The sequence below is a fragment of the Crocosphaera watsonii WH 8501 genome (assembly GCF_000167195.1).
Taxonomy (GTDB): domain Bacteria; phylum Cyanobacteriota; class Cyanobacteriia; order Cyanobacteriales; family Microcystaceae; genus Crocosphaera; species Crocosphaera watsonii.
In genome coordinates, this window is sequence record NZ_AADV02000002.1 from 341,495 (window position 1) to 358,647 (window position 17,153).

At 35.0% G+C, this 17,153-nt stretch carries 14 protein-coding genes and 1 tRNA gene; 7 read left to right on the forward strand and 8 right to left on the reverse strand.

The features are described from left to right. Positions 1–356: 356 nt before the first annotated feature. Positions 357–1,424, reverse strand: coding sequence for a potassium channel family protein (locus CWATDRAFT_RS05195; protein WP_007304015.1), 1,068 nt, complete (start codon positions 1,422–1,424; stop codon positions 357–359). A gap of 407 nt (positions 1,425–1,831) precedes the next feature. Between CWATDRAFT_RS05195 and CWATDRAFT_RS05200 the strand changes: the two genes are divergently transcribed. The 4 genes from CWATDRAFT_RS05200 (at position 1,832) to CWATDRAFT_RS05215 (ending at position 5,646) form a co-directional block, all read left to right on the forward strand. Then, positions 1,832–1,904: transfer RNA gene (locus CWATDRAFT_RS05200), tRNA-Phe, on the forward strand. A gap of 274 nt (positions 1,905–2,178) precedes the next feature. Beyond that, positions 2,179–3,504: an FAD-binding oxidoreductase gene (locus CWATDRAFT_RS05205; protein ID WP_007304016.1), complete on the forward strand. Its 1,326-nt coding sequence runs from the start codon at positions 2,179–2,181 to the stop codon at positions 3,502–3,504. 27 nt (positions 3,505–3,531) lie between these two features. Beyond that, a complete protein-coding gene (locus CWATDRAFT_RS05210) occupies positions 3,532–4,899 on the forward strand; it encodes a (Fe-S)-binding protein (protein WP_007304017.1) in 1,368 nt (455 codons plus the stop codon). Between the two features lie 120 nt (positions 4,900–5,019). Further along, positions 5,020–5,646: a SanA/YdcF family protein gene (locus CWATDRAFT_RS05215; protein WP_232287013.1), complete on the forward strand. Its 627-nt coding sequence runs from the start codon at positions 5,020–5,022 to the stop codon at positions 5,644–5,646. Between the two features lie 51 nt (positions 5,647–5,697). Here CWATDRAFT_RS05215 and CWATDRAFT_RS05220 read toward each other — a convergent pair whose 3' ends face one another. From CWATDRAFT_RS05220 to CWATDRAFT_RS39385, 6 genes are all read right to left on the reverse strand, one after another. After that, positions 5,698–6,120: a hypothetical protein gene (locus CWATDRAFT_RS05220; protein WP_007304019.1), complete on the reverse strand. Its 423-nt coding sequence runs from the start codon at positions 6,118–6,120 to the stop codon at positions 5,698–5,700. A 58-nt stretch (positions 6,121–6,178) separates the two neighbouring features. Then, a complete protein-coding gene (locus CWATDRAFT_RS05225) occupies positions 6,179–6,553 on the reverse strand; it encodes a phasin family protein (protein WP_007304020.1) in 375 nt (124 codons plus the stop codon). A 46-nt stretch (positions 6,554–6,599) separates the two neighbouring features. After that, complete coding sequence (locus CWATDRAFT_RS05230; RefSeq protein ID WP_007304021.1) at positions 6,600–8,516, reverse strand: ABC-F family ATP-binding cassette domain-containing protein; 1,917 nt, start codon at positions 8,514–8,516, stop codon at positions 6,600–6,602. After that, positions 8,517–8,855 carry a hypothetical protein gene (locus tag CWATDRAFT_RS05235; RefSeq protein WP_007304022.1) on the reverse strand — a complete coding sequence of 113 codons (339 nt, stop codon included), beginning with the start codon at positions 8,853–8,855 and terminating at the stop codon, positions 8,517–8,519. It lies immediately after the preceding gene. Positions 8,856–9,016: 161 nt separating this feature from the next. After that, positions 9,017–9,523: a sensor histidine kinase gene (locus tag CWATDRAFT_RS39380; protein WP_007304023.1), complete on the reverse strand. Its 507-nt coding sequence runs from the start codon at positions 9,521–9,523 to the stop codon at positions 9,017–9,019. A 38-nt stretch (positions 9,524–9,561) separates the two neighbouring features. Then, positions 9,562–10,410, reverse strand: coding sequence for a DICT sensory domain-containing protein (locus CWATDRAFT_RS39385; protein WP_007304024.1), 849 nt, complete (start codon positions 10,408–10,410; stop codon positions 9,562–9,564). 213 nt (positions 10,411–10,623) lie between these two features. Here CWATDRAFT_RS39385 and CWATDRAFT_RS05245 point away from each other — a divergent pair, with 213 nt between their 5' ends. The 3 genes from CWATDRAFT_RS05245 to CWATDRAFT_RS05255 all read left to right on the forward strand — a co-directional run bounded on the left by CWATDRAFT_RS05245 (position 10,624) and on the right by CWATDRAFT_RS05255 (position 16,524). After that, positions 10,624–12,858, forward strand: a complete 2,235-nt coding sequence (locus CWATDRAFT_RS05245) for a ComEC/Rec2 family competence protein (RefSeq protein ID WP_007304025.1) — start codon at positions 10,624–10,626, stop codon at positions 12,856–12,858. Positions 12,859–12,957: 99 nt separating this feature from the next. Then, positions 12,958–13,284 (forward strand): hypothetical protein, encoded by a 327-nt coding sequence (locus CWATDRAFT_RS05250; protein ID WP_007304026.1) that lies wholly within the window; start codon positions 12,958–12,960, stop codon positions 13,282–13,284. Positions 13,285–13,506: 222 nt separating this feature from the next. Beyond that, positions 13,507–16,524 (forward strand): FAD-binding and (Fe-S)-binding domain-containing protein, encoded by a 3,018-nt coding sequence (locus CWATDRAFT_RS05255; RefSeq protein ID WP_007304027.1) that lies wholly within the window; start codon positions 13,507–13,509, stop codon positions 16,522–16,524. Here CWATDRAFT_RS05255 and CWATDRAFT_RS05260 read toward each other — a convergent pair. Continuing rightward, a complete protein-coding gene (locus CWATDRAFT_RS05260) occupies positions 16,492–17,148 on the reverse strand; it encodes a YggS family pyridoxal phosphate-dependent enzyme (protein WP_007304028.1) in 657 nt (218 codons plus the stop codon). The genes CWATDRAFT_RS05255 and CWATDRAFT_RS05260 overlap by 33 nt on opposite strands. Positions 17,149–17,153: the final 5 nt, after the last annotated feature.

Genomic DNA, 17,153 nt, shown 5'->3' on the forward strand with positions numbered 1-17,153 from the left:
GAAACCTCCTCAGACAGCCCCTCATGAAAGCAGGGGCAGGGATGACAAACGTAGCTTTTCTGATCTAAAATAAACACATCGCTTGATAGGTCTACAAGGTAATGACTTGGGTTTATGATTCGAGCGATAGAGGAAAGAAGGACGTATCTTGCTGAACCTGACCCTCCACAGTGGACTTGCAGAAGCTGTGATCCAAAGCATAGTAATTGAAGAATTTTGAACCTTTGGGACAAGGGGGATAGCCTATCGCCTTGGCGTAAAACTTGCTATTGCTTGCAGTAGAAAGCGGCCGACTGGGTAGGAAGCCCACACTCTATCCGATAGGATGAGTGTGCGGTAGTTCACTTAGCTGAGTTTTAATGTCTAGGTGGCCGCAAAGCTGGAGAAGGAGTAATGGGACCTAAAATTTGATTGAGTTGTCGTAATTGTTCCGGGGTTCCCATACAGATTAACAAATCTCCAGCCATCAATTCCGTTTCTCCCGTCGGCCCCCCCAATAAAGTACCATCAGACCGACGAATAGCTAAAACCAACGCCCCCGACTGTAATCTTAATCTTGCTTCGCTGAGAGTTTGACCCACACAAGGACAAAACTTAGGATCAAGCAGAAATTCCTCCATATAAAAAGTGCGATCGCTTCCCGTTAAGATCCCATCCACAAAATCCATCACCTGGGGTCTCAAAGCCGCCGCAGCCAAACGTTTACCCCCAGTAATATAGGGGGAGACAACAGCATCGGCCCCCGCCCGTTGTAGCTTTAATACCGCTTCCTCTGTACTAGCGCGGGCGATCGCTCGAATTTTGGGGTTGAGAGTTTTAGCAGAGAGAACAGTATAGAGGTTTTCTGCATCGGAGGTTAAAGCAGAGACTAAACACACCGCCTTATCAATTTTGGCATTGATCAAACATTCATCTAGGGTTGCGTCTCCCTGAATAACGATATAGCCTAACTGTTTGGCTTCTTCCACTTGTTCCGGTCGAGAGTCAATAATCACAAAAGGAACGTCCTCGGCCGTAAATTCTTGGGCTACTTGTCGAGCAGTACGCCCATAACCGCAGACGATACAATGATGTTCTAGGGTGTCTATCAAGCGTCTCTCCTGTCGTTGTCTAATTCCATCTTGAAAATAACCTTGAATTAAAGCCTCGGTTAAACGATTGACAATATAACCAATGGTAATGACTCCTAACAAAATTAAAACAATAGTAAACAGTCGGGAGTCATCATCGAGGGGGCGAACTTCGGAAAACCCAACAGTAGACAGGGTAATCATCGTCATATAGGCCGCTTCAGTCAATGACCATTTTTCGATGACATAATACCAAAAGGTTCCCAAGCAAAAAACACCAGCTAATGCGATCGCCCCACCGAGTAATTCTTGTCGTAAACGTCGATATTTTTCTTCAAAAGAATATAGAGCCATAGAAATTGTTATTTTCTAGAATATTTCCCTGGATTGGTGTGATAATTTCGACGTTCAATCTATAGTTCATAAAAATATAGTCAAATATGACATATCCTTATGTTGTTTTTTACTGATACCCTGTTTCGTATAAACTACTATATTTCTTCCTTATTTCTCTTGAATGTTTATGATACCTTGAAGATCCTCAAGTAATTATCCCGAAAGCCTTTACTAAGGAATGGACATAGTTGAAATCTATCAATCATTATAACTAAACAGAATCAAGCCCCTTGCGGATTTTAATAGTTTTTTTGTACTTCCTAGTTGTCATTTTCTGACACAAGAGCAAAAAATTTTAGACAAGCTCTTGCATTACTCCAAATTATTTGTTATGCTAGTTAAGCGCAAAACAAAAGAATGCTTTAGCCGGGATAGCTCAGTTGGTAGAGCAGAGGACTGAAAATCCTCGTGTCGGCGGTTCAAGTCCGCCTCCTGGCATCTAACTATAATCAGTATAACCCACCATTCATAAGGGTTTTAGGGACTCAACAGAGGAGCGTTTCTCTTTGAGTCCTTAAATTTTTGGTTTTTTTTATTCATAAATACTTAGTTTGGGGCGATTTGTAGAATTGATGGATGACTTTATGGCAGTGATGCACTGTTTTTCTTCTAACCTATAGAGGAATAGGGAATTCTGCCCGACGTTTTTGATAAAGAGTATGAACGTAAACTATCACAAGAAAATGACAAACAATGATAAAATATCAAGAAAATGTATAACTATCTAGTTATGACCTCTGAAATCGCTTCACAATTAGAATCTATATTAGATACCCAGGATATTATTCCCAGAGATAGAGTCAATAATGGTTGGCAAGATCGGGTTAAAAAAACAATTTATAATAGTTGTCTTCCTGACTATTTCCTAACTCCTCCTGAGCTTAAATATTTGAGTAATACTGTTAGAATAGCAAGCAAAAATCGCTGTTCAATACTTCCTTGTGGTAGTGGGACTAAGTTAAGTTGGGGTGGTGTGGTTTCTGATGCTAATCTCGTTATTAGTACCCAAAAGCTTAACCGAGTCATAGATCATGCAGTAAGTGACTTAACCATCACCGTAGAAGCAGGGATAAAATTAAGGGACTTACAGACTATTTTAGGGCATCATAATCAATTTTTGCCTATTGACCCTGCTTACCCAGATAATGCCACCATCGGAGGCATTTTAGCCACAGCAGACACGGGATCTTGGCGACAACGTTATGGGGGAATACGGGATCTAGTATTAGGGTTATCCTTTGTCCGTTGGGATGGAGAAATAGCGAAAGCAGGGGGTAAAGTTGTCAAAAATGTGGCAGGATATGACTTAATGAAACTATTTACAGGTTCCTACGGCACATTGGGAATTATATCTACTGTTACCTTCCGTTTGTATCCTATCCCTGAAGCTTCGGGAACCTTGCTGATGACTGGGGAAGCCGAAAACATAAGCCAAATGGCACAAACCTTTTTACAATCGGGGTTACAGCCTACTGCTGCTGAAATGATTTCACCATCTGTCGTGAAAACCTTAGAATTAGGGGAAAATATGGGCTTAATGGTACGTTTCCAAAGTATCCCAGAAAGTGTTAATGAGCAAAGTCAACAAGTGCAAGCGATCGCCGAAAAGTTAAGTATAAAAGTGATATTCTGTAAAGATGAAATTGAAAATAATCTATGGAAACAATTACAAAAATTAATCAGAGTTGATAACACAAATGTAACCATAAAAGGCAAAATAGGAATTATACCCAATCAAGCAGTTAACTGGTTAATAAAATTAAATGAGTTAACCCAGCAACAAGGATGGGGGATGATTAATTTAAGTAGTGGCATAGGACAGTTTAAACTGGATATAGAACCCAGTTTAGGCATCTTAAAACAACTGCGATCGCTCGCTCAAGAAAACCGAGGCTTTTTAACCATTTTAGAAGCAGATCAAAGCATCAAAAAACAATTTGAACCTTGGGGATATTCTGGCAATGCCTTACCCCTAATGAAACAAATTAAAACCCAATTTGACCCCCATAACCTATTTAGTCCTTCCCGTTTTATCTAGTTGACTTTTTCAAGAACACTTATTATTATGCAACTTTCTGATAACTCCAATAATAGTTTTAATTTTCAACGAGCTTTAGAAGAAGAAATTAAAGGATTTGACGCAAAAAATCCACCCAAACAAGAACTAATTGATAGTTGTGTTCATTGTGGCTTCTGTTTATCTACATGTCCGAGTTACCGTGTTATCGGTAAAGAAATGGATTCTCCAAGGGGCAGAATTTATTTAATGGATGCTATCAATAAAGGAAAAGCAACCCTAGATGAAGCAACTACCCAACATTTTGACAGTTGTTTAGGTTGCTTAGCTTGTGTTTCAACCTGTCCATCGGGGGTACAATACGATAGTTTAATTTCAGCAACTAGACCCCAAGTTGAAAGAAATCAACCGAGAAGTATTGCTGATAAAATCATTAGAAGTATAATTTTTAATCTTTTTCCCTATCCCCAAAGATTACAAATTTTTATTCCCTTACTTTGGCTATATCAAAACTTAGGAATTCAGAAAATTGTCAGGAAAACAGGGTTATTAAAATATTTATCCCCTCGTTTAGCTGCAATGGAGTCTATTTTACCAGACATAACCCTTAAATCATTCAACAAAACCTATCCCGATGTTATCCCTGCTCAAGGTAAAAAACGTTACCGTGTGGGAGTAGTTTTAGGGTGTGTTCAAAGATTATTTTTCTCCCCTGTTAATGAAGCAACGGTTAGGGTTTTAACTGCTAACGGTTGTGAAGTAGTTATTCCTAAAAGTCAGGGTTGTTGCGCTGCATTACCAGCACACCAGGGACAGGAAAAACAGGCTCAAGCTTTAGCCAAACAGATGATTGATAGTTTTGCTGATACTGGTGTTGATTATATCATTATCAATGCTGCTGGATGTGGTCATACATTAAAAGAATATGGTCATATTTTAGACGATGATGCAGAGTACAAAGAAAAGGGTGAACAATTTTCAAATCAGGTTAAAGATATTCAAGAATTTTTAGCAGAAATTGGTTTAAAAACCCCATTATCTCCTGTAAAAGATGAAAATTTACCTTTAGTTTATCAAGATGCTTGTCATCTTCTGCACGGTCAAAAAATTAGCTTACAACCCCGTCAACTTCTTAAACAAATTCCAGGAATAACATTAAAAGAACCTATTGATGCTGCTTTATGTTGTGGTAGTGCAGGGGTTTATAATATGTTACAACCAGAAGTTGCTGATGAGTTAGGAAAACAAAAAGTCAATAATTTAATGAATACAGGGGCAAAATTAATTGCCTCTCCTAACCCTGGATGCTCTTTACAAATTAAAAAACACCTAAACCAACAGGGAAAAGATATAAAATTAATACACCCTATCGAGTTATTAGATCATTCTATTAGAGGTGATAAAATTAAACTGTAGAATAAATTAAGTGCAAGGTAAGGCTAAATTATGTCATCTTTACCAGGAAAAGACAGGAACAAAATATCTAAAAAAAAGTCTGGCTTTTTTCACAACTTTGTGACTATGAGCAGCATTTTATTGATTGCGTTCCTGGTATTAATTATTTCAATAGATTGGTATATTGGTAATCAATTTAACCAATCTATTTATTCTGATATCAATCAAATTCCTAGAAAAAAAATAGCCTTAGTATTAGGAACATCTAAATATGTTAACCAATCTGAAAGGACACGCTATAATGCCTATTATGCTTATCGAATGAAAGCGGCTGCAAAATTGTATCAGGCCAAAAAAGTAGATGGAATTTTGGTCTCAGGAGATAACTCAACTGAATTTTATGATGAACCCAGTCAAATGACCGAAGATTTAATTAAATTGGGGGTTCCTGCTCAATATATCAATCAAGACTATGCAGGGTTTAGGACCTTAGATTCTATTGTACGGGCTAAAGAAATTTCTGGCTTAGAAAGCTATACCATTGTCTCTCAAAAATTCCATTGTCAACGAGCATTATATATTGCGAAAGCAAAAGGACAAAATCCCATTGCTTTTTCTGCCTCCGATATACAATCTTTTGCTGGAATAAGAACAAGATTGAGAGAAGTTTTTGCGAGATTTAAAGCATTTTTAGACTGTAAAATATTAAAAACAAATCCCAAGTTTTTAGGGAAACCTGAGACCCTTCATTATCGGGGACATTCCTGATACCAGAGAGTTAGGAGTTATGTTTTTATGTTTTTTTTAGTTGACTTTTGTTTATACTTCTAAAGTCTTATTGTTGGGTTTTTCTTCCCAGTCGGAACAAGAATCATTATTAGAACCGTAAGGGTGCATTCCACAAACAAATAAATTTTGGCCGTATAATCGTCCATGATAATGAGTACATCCCCGACAAGCAGGATGAACATTATGAGTGGGTTCTATTTTTGGTGAAAGTATTGATTCAGGATCTTGGTTATATTCATAATAGTAGTAGTAATTTTGAGATTCTTCCCTGATAGAAACATCGATAATGGGGGCAAAAACATCATCCAAAAACTGCTCAATTTCTCTGAATAAATCATTCTCAAAATCTTCAGCAGCTTTTTCCATAGACTGCCCCACTTCATCTACAAAACCCTCTACAGCAACTGTTACATTGTCTATCCATTCTGTGAAATCTTTTTGCCAGTCTTCCATAATATTTATTTATTGAAATTTATTTAAGATTAAATAGTGTTGGCTTATTATTTGTCAATTATTGACGCTTTAAACGATCTAGCTCTTCTTGTAAAGATTCTACTTGTTGTTTGAGATTATCTAAATTTTCTTGCTTTGATGTTTCTGTTTTCTCTTCATCTTCTTCGGAAACAATTTCGATTAGACGAGGTTCTTTTTGCTCATTTTTTTCAGTTTCAGTCGGGTTAGCTTGTTGCGCTTGCTGAATCATATCATCTACATATTTTTTAGCTTCTTCTGCGGTTATTTCTCCCCTGGACACCATTTCATCAGCTACTTTTTGAGCTTGAGATTTTAATTCTTGTATGGTAGTGCCTCCTTTTTCTGCTGCATAGGAAGCAATACCAACTCCAAGATAGAATGCTTTTTGTACCAAGTTACCTAGATCAGCCATATTGTCCTCAAGTTTAATCTTTTTTTCAATTATAACACCAAGATTTTTAAGTTTCTCTTTCTGCCAATTCTAACCATCTTTCTGTCGCTGTGTCAATCTCTTCAACCAATGCAGATAATCGTTCCGTTAAGGTTTGCATTTGGGCAAAATCTGTTGGGGGATTATTATATAAATCTGCTTCTAATTTTTCCTTTTCTGCTTCTAGTAAGGGTATTTTTTCTTCTAAGTCTTTATATTCATATTTTTCCTTAAATGTAAGTTTATTAGACTGTTTAGACTGAGTATTTTTAGAATTTTTTGAAGCCTTATTATCTTGAGAATTGATTTTATTTGGTGACTCTTTTTCTTTTTCTTCATTTGCTTTCTTATAATCCAGATATACTGAATAATTACCAGGATATTGTTTAATATTTCCTCCTTCTTCTAGGGCAAAAATCGTATCAACTGTTCTGTCTAAAAAGTAGCGATCGTGAGAGACAACAATAACACAGCCGTTAAATTCTTCTAAGTATTCCTCTAAAACTGCTAATGTTTGTACATCTAAATCATTGGTTGGTTCGTCTAATATTAATACATTGGGCGCACTCATCAATACTTGTAATAAAAATAATCTTCTCTTTTCTCCTCCAGAAAGTTTATGAATGGGGGCATATTGTTGATTGGGAGGAAAGAGAAATCTTTCTAACATTTGAGAAGCAGTAATAACGCTACCGTCTGCTGTTTTAACTAATTCTGCCACGTCTTTTAAATAGTCAATAACTCGCTGCTCTTCATTAACTAATAAATCTTCTGAATGTTGATCAAAATAACCAAAATGAATAGTTGGTCCAATATCTATTTTTCCTGAATCGGGGGTGATTCTCCCTGTGATAATATTCATTAAAGTGGACTTACCTGCTCCATTCTTTCCAATAATTCCTACTCGATCTTGAGGATTAAAAATATAGGTAAAATTATCAATTAAAACCCGGTTATTATAAGCTTTATTAATATTTTCTAGTTCAATAACTTTTTTACCAATACGACGACTAGCGGTACTAATCTCAACTTTTCCTTGAGTTTGTCTAAACTCTTTATTTTGCATATCTTGAATGCGATCAATACGGGCTTTTTGTTTGGTACTCCTAGCTTTAGGACCTCTTTTTAACCATTCTAATTCCCGTCTTAATACCCCAGCGTGTTTCTTTTGACTACTAATTTCTGAGGCTTCTACTTCTGCTTTTTTTTCTAAAAAATAAGAGTAATTTCCTGCATAACCATAGAAATCACCTCGATCAATTTCTAGGATACGATTTGTGACTTTATCTAAGAAATAACGGTCGTGGGTAATTAATAATAATGCCCCAGAATAACGGTTTAAATAACTTTGTAACCATTCTACAGACATAGCGTCTAAATGGTTGGTAGGTTCATCCATTAATAAGGCATCTGGTTCTGATAATAAGCCAGAAGCTAAGGCGATTCTTTTCCGATAACCTCCCGATAAATCGCCAATTTTTGCCTCAAAATTATCGATACCTAATTGGCTTAAAACAATTTTAGCGTTAGTTTCTAATGCCCAAGCATCTAGGGTTTCAATTTGTTGGGTAACGGCTGATAAACGAGACATTAAACTATCAGTTTCTTGAGGGTTATGGGCTAATTTGTGAGATATTTCTTCATACTCCCTAATTAGTGCCATTTGTTCTCCACAATCAGCAAAAACCTGTTCTAAAACGGTTAGATTTTCGTCTAAATTCGGTTGTTGGGGTAGATAAACAATTTTAGTTCCAGAATTAACCCATAATTCTCCTTGGTCAATGGGTTCTAATCCCGCTATGATTTTTAGTAGGGTGGATTTTCCTGAGCCATTTGTCCCAATTAAACCAACTTTATCCCCTTCTTCTAAACTAAAACTTGCCTCTTTCAAAATTTCTTTGATACCGAAATCTTTTTTAACTGATCGTAAGGTTAAAATTGTCATCTAGTCCCTTCCTTCTTGTCCTATATTTAATTCTAACAAACCGGGAGTTCCAGTAAAAAAAATGTAGAAGCCATACTTAAGAGGATTTTTATTTTGTAGTCTAGCGTAGTAAGCTGCGATCATGCCTTCTATTCCATGACTAATAAGAGCAATTCTATCTAACCAAAAAATCCAGTTTAAGTTACTGGGAATTTCCCAGTTATTAAGTCTTACGTATAAATTTCCTAGCTCCCATAAAATTGCTAAACTAATTAAGGTAGTAGATAAAATTTTCACTGGAGTCTTTATCAATTCAACCGAAGGATTGTTGAGAATTTGGGTTTTTTCTTCTTGGTTCATTTTAGGAATAGGTATTCTTTTATTCTACTATAACTGATCAGTGATCAGTTGTGAGAATTAAGTCTGAGTAGAAGGGAACAGGGAACAGATAAGAAAAGGAATATCTCATGAATCATTTCTGATTACTATATAACTAATCAGTGATCACTGATCACTGACATTTAATCGGAAGATTCTTGAAAGATAACTTTAACGATTGTTCCTTTATCTACTTGAGAAACGATCTCAATTTTGCCCCCACATTGTTCAATTAAATGACGGACAATGGTTAATCCCAGTCCCACTCCCTCAACGGAAGAACTCAGGGTATTACGTCCCCTATAGAAACTATCGAAGAGTTTGGGAATATCGCTATTTTCTATCCCCACTCCTGTATCAATCACAGCTATTTCCACCCCTTCTGATCTCAAGTTCGTTTGTACAGTAATGCGTCCCCCTTCAGGAGTAAATTTAAGACTATTGTGAATAATATTTTGTAGAATTCGTCGTAACCAAGAACTAGGAAAAGCAACAGCAGGAAAACCAGCAGGGATGGTATATCCTAAAGTAATTCCTTTTTCTTCAGCGATCGCTTGATAGGTACTAACAATCCCTGGAACCAGTTCTTCTAGGTGAACAGTAGGGTCAGATTCTTCTAAACTTTGATTAAGTTGTAATAATTCTTGCAATCCTATAAGTAGGGTATTTTGCCGATCGCATTCTTTTTTTAATAGGTCGATATATCTCTGTCTAATGTCCCGTTTATGCTGTTTTTTTCTAACAACTGAAGGGCCGTTTTCATGTTGGTTAAAGGGGTACTTAGTTCCCTGGTTAGGGGTTGGGGGAACTCCTCTCTTACGGTCAAACTTTTTGAGGGAAGGGGTTGCGTTGTTTCTTGCTTAATCTTGGGAGAAACGGAAGAAATATGGGGCAGAAATTGATACCATAATCTTGTTAATAGGGTGGTATCTATTTCACTTGGTAAAGGAAAAGGTAACACCGAGTCTGTTAATACCTCTACCGAAGTTGTATCTGTTATCGTAATAAGGTGTTTGATTGCGCTTAATGCCTTTTGAATAACGTTAGGATTAAAACTATAGATGACTTTGAGGGTAGTGGGTTCTAGAAGTCCTGAGGGGGGATCTTCCTCTGCTGGAATCTGTTCTTGCGCCAACATTAGACTACACAGTTGAGGGGAGAGAATTAAGCAAAAATGCTCCCGTCTTAGCTGACTACTGGTTTCGAGTACAATGGGGATTAAACTATCTTGGGATGAATAGCTGCTACGAGAGCTATGACGGGAGGGTGCGCTTCCACCACTACGACTTATGTTGCAACGATATATTTGCTCAGAAAGCCCTTCTTGATAATAAGTTTCTAGGGTTGTCCACCAACGGGAATGGGGTGGTAATTTTGCCCAGACTGTTGCCTGTATTTCTTGATCAATCAAAAACTGAATCCCTGTGTCAACCCATTCCCGAAAGGTACTAGCCGAGATAGTTAAAGAGGCTAAGTCGGAGTCAGTGGTTTGAGTTAGTTGATAAAGTGATAGTTCTGAAGTCGTGGGAGGATTCATCCGTTTATAATAATTCTTTTTTTATAGCTTAATATTCAGTATTCTCTCATTTGTTGGGTATGGTTCCGTTGTTTTACTTAGTTTTGTTAACAAATTTTATAATTTGTGACAACCGACCCTTTTTATGCTAGATATTATCATCCTCAATTCACTGATCATGGTTAAGCTGGTCAATGATTAATTGATTTATCTTATCTAGATAAGAAACTTATTATGAATTCTTGGCGTTATATTATCCTAATATTAGCTTATCTTGGGGGTTTATTCCTAACAGGATTGTGGGGATTTCCTAATCCTCAACCTTCTTGGCAACAATGGACTTTGGTTATTTTATTAATTTTTATTATTCCACCTAGTCTATTTATTTTCTTAAATCGTCGTTGGCGACGGTGTCCTCAATTACGGTTTTGGTTCTTAGTTTCTTGTGTTGCTTTTTTCGCTGTTATCTATTTTCAATTTCGCCTTCCTTCTCCTCGTTCAACTGATATTAGTCACTTAATTAAAGATGATTTTAAGCCCAAACAGGTTCAAGTCTTAGGAAAGGTTTTATCTGAACCTCGAACCACCAATAATAATCGGAAAAGATTTTGGTTTCGAGTACAAAGAGTAAATCTTAATGGCAACAATGAGCAGTATAAAACAGTTACAGGAAAATTGTATGTTACTTTACCAAATACCGAAGTTTATTTAATTTATCCGAGACAAACTTTAATCATTGAGGGTAATTTATATCAACCGCGATCGCCAAAAAATCCAGGGGCGTTTGACTTTAAAAAATATTTAGCAAAACAAGGATCTTTTTCAGGATTAAAAGGCGAAAAAGTTGTCTTTAGAACAGACAAAAAGCTCTGGGGATGGACAAACCTACGAAATCGTATAATTAACGGTTTTACCGATGCTTTAGGAAAGGAAAACGGCTTAGTTATTAGTTCGATTATTTTAGGGAGAAGGGCGGTTGATTTACCCCCAGAAACTAGGGATTTATTCGTTAATATTGGTCTGGCTCATGTTTTGGCTGCATCAGGGTTTCACGTAGCTCTATTGTTAGGTATTGTCTTTTGGATTACTCAATCTTTATCCCCTAAAAAAAAATTAATACTTGGGATAGTTATTTTAATATTTTATGTAGTATTAACCGGAATACAGCCTTCTATTTTACGAGCGGCTTTGATGGGTTCTTCTGTTTTAATAGGTCAAGTTTTAGATAGAAAAACCAATGCTTTAGGTGCTTTATTATTATCAGGTTTTTTATTGTTAAGTATTAATCCTTTATGGATCTGGGACTTAGGATTTAAACTTAGTTTCTTGGCAACTTTTGCTTTATTAGTTGCCAGTCCTTTTATTGAAAAGAAATTGGACTTTTTACCCCCTAAACTAGCAGGTATGATAGCCGTACCTATAGCTGTTTCTATCTGGACATCACCTTTAATAATGTATTTTTTTCATAGTTTTAGTTTTTATCTTATTCCTTTTAATATTTTGGCAACTCCTTTAATTATGCTCTTAGTTGTTGGCGGAATTATTAGTGCTGTTTTTATCTTAATTATTCCCAATCTAGGAATACTAATAGCTAAAATTTTATTTTGGCCGCTTCAGATTCTCTTACAATCTGCTCAACAAATACCTCAATTAAAGCTCAGTGCTTTTGCCGTTGGACAAATATCTTTAGTTACGTTAATTATTATCTATAGTATTTTAGTAACAATTTGGTTAAATAAAAGATTCCAGAAATATTGGCACATAGGAGCATTGATAATTATTGGCTTGATTATTATCCCAATCATTTACAAAAATATTACTTTATTGAAAATAACAGTTTTAGAAGGAAATAAAGTACCGATTATAGTCATGCAAAATAGAGGTAAAGTTACCCTAATTAATGTGGGCAGCGAAACGGATATAAAATACACATTATCACCGTTTCTATCTCAACAAGGGATTAATAAAATTAATACAGTTATCATTACCAATAATCAAGATGAACTGAGTTTATCAATAATTAAAAAGAAAATTAAAATCAATAGTATTATTGATCTTTTCGACAACAAAGAATTTAATAACAGTCATCAAGTCATAGAAGAAGACTCAACCATTATAAAAGCCATGAATAGGGAATCAGGTATAATAAAATGGCAAATAAAAGATAAATATTGGTTATGGATAGATGGTCAAAAACTAGATCCTCAATCGATTTCAGTTCATCTTAATCATGGCCTTGATGTCCTTTTATGGTCTGGAAAAAAACTGTCATCTGATTGGATAAAATTATTAAAAAAATATCAGCCAAAAATTCTGATTATTTCTACTAATTATCTTCCTAGCTTTATTAAAACAAAATTAAATCAAGAAAACCTTAAATGGTATTGGATAGAGCGGGATGGTGCAATTCAATGGATACCAAACCAGGGAATTAAACCCCTATTCAACAATCAAGAAGAAGATTCCTAAATTTTTGTATCCTAACATACTTTTGAAATCTTAATAAATAGAAAAGTTAGTTAAAACAATTACAATACTTCTCTGCCCAAAGTGTTACCGTAGAGAGGCATGGAAATTTTCCTGAAAAGATATGAGGATTTTATGAATAATTCACAGCTACCCTTCGAGTGTACAAGTAGCGAACTAGAAAAAGCGGCTATTAACCGCTTTCGTACCCATATCGGGTATCTCCCTGCCCAATGTCAAATTTTCCGTGAACCCTGGAATCACTCAACGGTTATCTGCCTTGATTTCGTCCAATGTCCTCAGTTACTCGATTCTCTCAAAGAGATGGAACCTTCTTTAATTGAAGGAGTTCAAGCATTAGGATTAGGAAATGCCGTTGTTTTTCGTTTGGGTAAAAAGTTAATGGGATGGAAAAATATCATGTCTTAGGTATAAATATTTAGTATATCTCTAAGACGAATTAAGAGATAACTTTTACTAATTTACATTTTCTTTCAAAGTTAGGCTATATTTAATCGCCATAGCAGTAGTATTGAGTGATCGCTAATTTTTTTGTTTCTTCAATGTTTATCATCCTGACAAATAGGAAAGATATCTTTAGTAGCATTGAAGCAGTGATTGTGGCGATTGTTTTTTGATAAAATTATTAAAATGATTCCAAAACTTGAACCAGAAACAACAATTAATCACACCATTGCTGATTTTTTGAGTAGTTTAAGAGACACTTCTTTTTCAGGAGATATTAAGGGTGATTTAGCTAACCGTTTAATTGCTTCTACTGACAATAGTATTTATCAAATTTTACCCCAAGCTCTTGTTTTTCCCCGTACCAGTCAAGATATTAGAGAAGTTTTTAAATTAGCTAACAAAACTGAGTTTGAATCCGTTACTTTTTCACCTCGAGGGGGAGGAACTGGCACTAATGGTCAATCACTTTCCCCTAGTATCATTATAGACTGTTCTAAGTACATGAATCAAGTCTTAGAAGTGAATATAAAAGAACAATGGGTTAGGGTGCAACCTGGTATTATTTTAGACCAATTAAACCAAATATTAGCAGATCATAATCTCTTTTTTGCCCCGTCCCTTGCTCCTAGTAACCGTGCAACCATTGGTGGGATGATTAACACGGATGCTGCGGGTAAAGGTTCTCGTATTTATGGGAAAACCAGTGACCACATTTTAGCATTAAACTGGGTTTTATCCGATGGGACTTTAGCTACTTCTTCTCAAGTTAATTTAGAGACATTAAACATATTAAAACAACAAGAAGGAAGATTAGGAGAAATTTATAGACTAATAGATAAGCTTGTGTCCGAAAAAGCAGAATTGATTGATAATATATTTCCTAAATTAACTAGATTTATGACTGGTTATAACTTAGCTAAGGTTTATGATGAAAGCAGAAAATATTTTGATATTAATCGAATTTTAGCTGGCTCAGAAGGGACATTAGGCGTTATTACAGAGGCAAAATTAAAATTAACAAAAATTCCTAAAGCTACTCAATTATTTGCTATTCATTATCAAAATTTTGATGCAGCTTTAAGGGATGCTGAACATTTACTAACTTATGAACCTGCTGCCATTGAAACAGTGGACGAAACAATTTTAGAATTGGCTAAAGATGATAGTATTTTTGAAGAAGTAAAAAACTTTGTTGGTTCAGCTAAAGCCCTTAATTTAGTTGAGTTTATTGCTGAAAATAATCATAATCTAGAAAAGCAAATAAGTTCGTTAATCTCTAAATTACAGGATAAAAGCAAACCAGGAATTATCGGCTATTATAAAACTGATAAATTAGAAGAGATTAAGCCATTATGGTTATTAAGAAAAAAAGGAGCAGCTTTATTAGGAAGTATGCCAGGTACTCGCAAACCCATTGCTTTTATAGAAGATACGGCAGTTAATCCTAGGAATTTAGCCAATTACACCAAGGAATTTAAAAAGTTATTAAACAGTTATAACCTTAAATATGCCATGTTTGGTCATGTGGATGTCGGTTGCCTTCATGTTCGTCCAGCGTTGGATATGAAAGCACCTAAAGATGAAAAATTGATTAGAGAAATATCGGACAAAGTTGTTGATTTAGTTCGTAAGTATGGGGGAGTTATTTGGGGAGAACATGGTAAAGGTTTTCGCAGTGAATACACACCTTTATTTTTTGGAGAAGAACTATATCAGGATTTAAGAAAGATTAAAGAAGTATTTGATACTAAAAATAAATTAAACCCAGGAAAAATTGTTACACCTTATCATAGTACAGATAAAATTGTTAAATTAGAATCAACTTTAAGGGGACAGTTTGATCGCCAAGTTTCTCAACAGTTTAGAAAGGAATATGAAGCAGCTTTTAATTGTAATGGAAATGGTGCTTGTTTTAACTTTAACCCTGATGAAATTATTTGTCCTTCTGCTAAACAAACTCGCGATCGCATTCACTCTCCAAAAGGAAGGGCAATGTTATTAAGAGAATGGTTAAGATTATTATCAAAATCAGATTTTAACAAAGATAATAATGAGTCTTTATCTATCCCTAAAAAAATTTGGTACACCCTAAAAAAATGGCAAGGTAAAGAAGATTTTTCCCACGATGTTTATCAAGGGATGCAAGGATGTCTTGCTTGTAAAGGGTGTGTTAGTCAATGTCCGATTCATGTTGACATCCCTAGCTTAAAATCTCTATTCTTAGAACGCTATCATAGTCGCTATTTACGTCCTTTTAGAGATTATTTTATGGCTAACATAGAACAGTTAGCCTATTACCAATCTTTTGCGCCTAATATATTTAATAATGTAGTGCAAAACTCTCTTAGTAAATTGATAATTAGTAAATCATTAAATTTAGTTGATCCACCCCTTATTAGTCCGCTTATTTTACGACAAAAACTAACCATAGAATTAAAGATAGAAACCTTACAAAATTTATCGAGAGAAGAACAAAAAAATAGCATTATTTTATTACAAGATGCGTTTACCAGTTTCTACGAAGCACAGTTAGTTGTTGATACTTATCATTTTTTTGAAAATTTGGGTTATAATGTTTATCTATTACCGTTTTTTATCAATGGAAAACCTTTACATTTAAAGGGATTTATCAATCAGTTTAAAACTGTAGTTATGCAAAATATCAAACACTTAAAAAAAGTTTTATATTTAGATATTCCTCTGATTGGAATAGAACCAAGTATGACCCTTACATATAGAGATGAATATGATAAAATCAGTGATGATGAAAACATTTTTAATAAAGTTAAACTCATCCAAGAATTTTTAGTTGAACAAGATAAAGTATTCCCCAAAATTAAACAAAATAAACCCTATTACTTGTTAGGACATTGCCACGAAAAATCCCTTGTTTTTAACTCACAAAAGCAATGGCAAACAGTTTTTAAAAACATGGGAGTGAGGTTAAATTTAGTGCCTGTTGGTTGTTGTGGAATGGCCGGAATGTATGGCCATGAAAGAGAACATTATGAAAGTTCACAAGACATTTATAGAAGTAGTTGGCAACAACATTTACCGGAAAATATTGAGGATAGACCCTATTATTTAGTTACTGGATATTCTTGTCGTTCACAAGTTAAAAGACTATCAGGATGGAAACCACAGCATCCTATTCAAGTATTAAATAAACTAATTTCTGGCACCAAAAATAATGCTTCCTAAACGGATCATAGTTGCACCCTTTTCTACTGCTAATAAATAATCATTAGACATTCCCATTGATAATTCTTTTAACTGTAAGGATGATTTTTCGTTTATTTTTGTAGCAAGTTCTTTAGTTTTTTCAAAAGTCTCTAAACATTCATTTTCAGATAGTCCTAAAGGTAAAATAGTCATTAATCCTTCAATTTTTAAATGTTTTAAGGGTTCCAACTTAGGTAAATCTTGCCAAAATTCCATGACCTCCCAACCATACTTATTGGGGTCAGGCAAGAGTTTGACTTGAAGACAAACATGAGGATAAATAGAAGTTTTAGCAGCCAATTTATCTAAATGTTCTGCTAATTTTAGACTATCAACCGAATGAATCCAATGAAAATTTTCTAATATTTTTTTAGCCTTATTAGTTTGAATATGACCAATAAAATGCCAACAAATATCTTTATGGTCTTGTAACTCTTCTTGCTTTAAAATTGCTTCTTGGACACGACTTTCTGCAAAATCACGAATACCATAGTGATAAGCTTCTTTAATTGCCGTCACTGGCTTTTTTTTTGTGACAGCAACCAAACGAACAGAAGAAGGAATTTCACTCAAAATTTTGTCAAGATTTTCTGCAATTGTCATATCAT

Excerpts from the sequence above, each read along its gene's own strand:
- CWATDRAFT_RS39385 (WP_007304024.1), bottom strand. The coding sequence starts at position 10,410 with ATGAATCCTCCCACGACTTCAGAACTATCACTTTATCAACTAACTCAA.
- CWATDRAFT_RS05220 (WP_007304019.1), bottom strand. The coding sequence starts at position 6,120 with ATGGAAGACTGGCAAAAAGATTTCACAGAATGGATAGACAATGTAACA.
- CWATDRAFT_RS05255 (WP_007304027.1), top strand. The coding sequence starts at position 13,507 with ATGATTCCAAAACTTGAACCAGAAACAACAATTAATCACACCATTGCT.
- CWATDRAFT_RS05245 (WP_007304025.1), top strand. The coding sequence starts at position 10,624 with ATGAATTCTTGGCGTTATATTATCCTAATATTAGCTTATCTTGGGGGT.
- CWATDRAFT_RS05250 (WP_007304026.1), top strand. The coding sequence starts at position 12,958 with ATGGAAATTTTCCTGAAAAGATATGAGGATTTTATGAATAATTCACAG.
- CWATDRAFT_RS05230 (WP_007304021.1), bottom strand. The coding sequence starts at position 8,516 with ATGACAATTTTAACCTTACGATCAGTTAAAAAAGATTTCGGTATCAAA.
- CWATDRAFT_RS05225 (WP_007304020.1), bottom strand. The coding sequence starts at position 6,553 with ATGGCTGATCTAGGTAACTTGGTACAAAAAGCATTCTATCTTGGAGTT.
- CWATDRAFT_RS05205 (WP_007304016.1), top strand. The coding sequence starts at position 2,179 with ATGTATAACTATCTAGTTATGACCTCTGAAATCGCTTCACAATTAGAA.
- CWATDRAFT_RS05210 (WP_007304017.1), top strand. The coding sequence starts at position 3,532 with ATGCAACTTTCTGATAACTCCAATAATAGTTTTAATTTTCAACGAGCT.
- CWATDRAFT_RS05235 (WP_007304022.1), bottom strand. The coding sequence starts at position 8,855 with ATGAACCAAGAAGAAAAAACCCAAATTCTCAACAATCCTTCGGTTGAA.
- CWATDRAFT_RS05195 (WP_007304015.1), bottom strand. The coding sequence starts at position 1,424 with ATGGCTCTATATTCTTTTGAAGAAAAATATCGACGTTTACGACAAGAA.
- CWATDRAFT_RS05260 (WP_007304028.1), bottom strand. The coding sequence starts at position 17,148 with ATGACAATTGCAGAAAATCTTGACAAAATTTTGAGTGAAATTCCTTCT.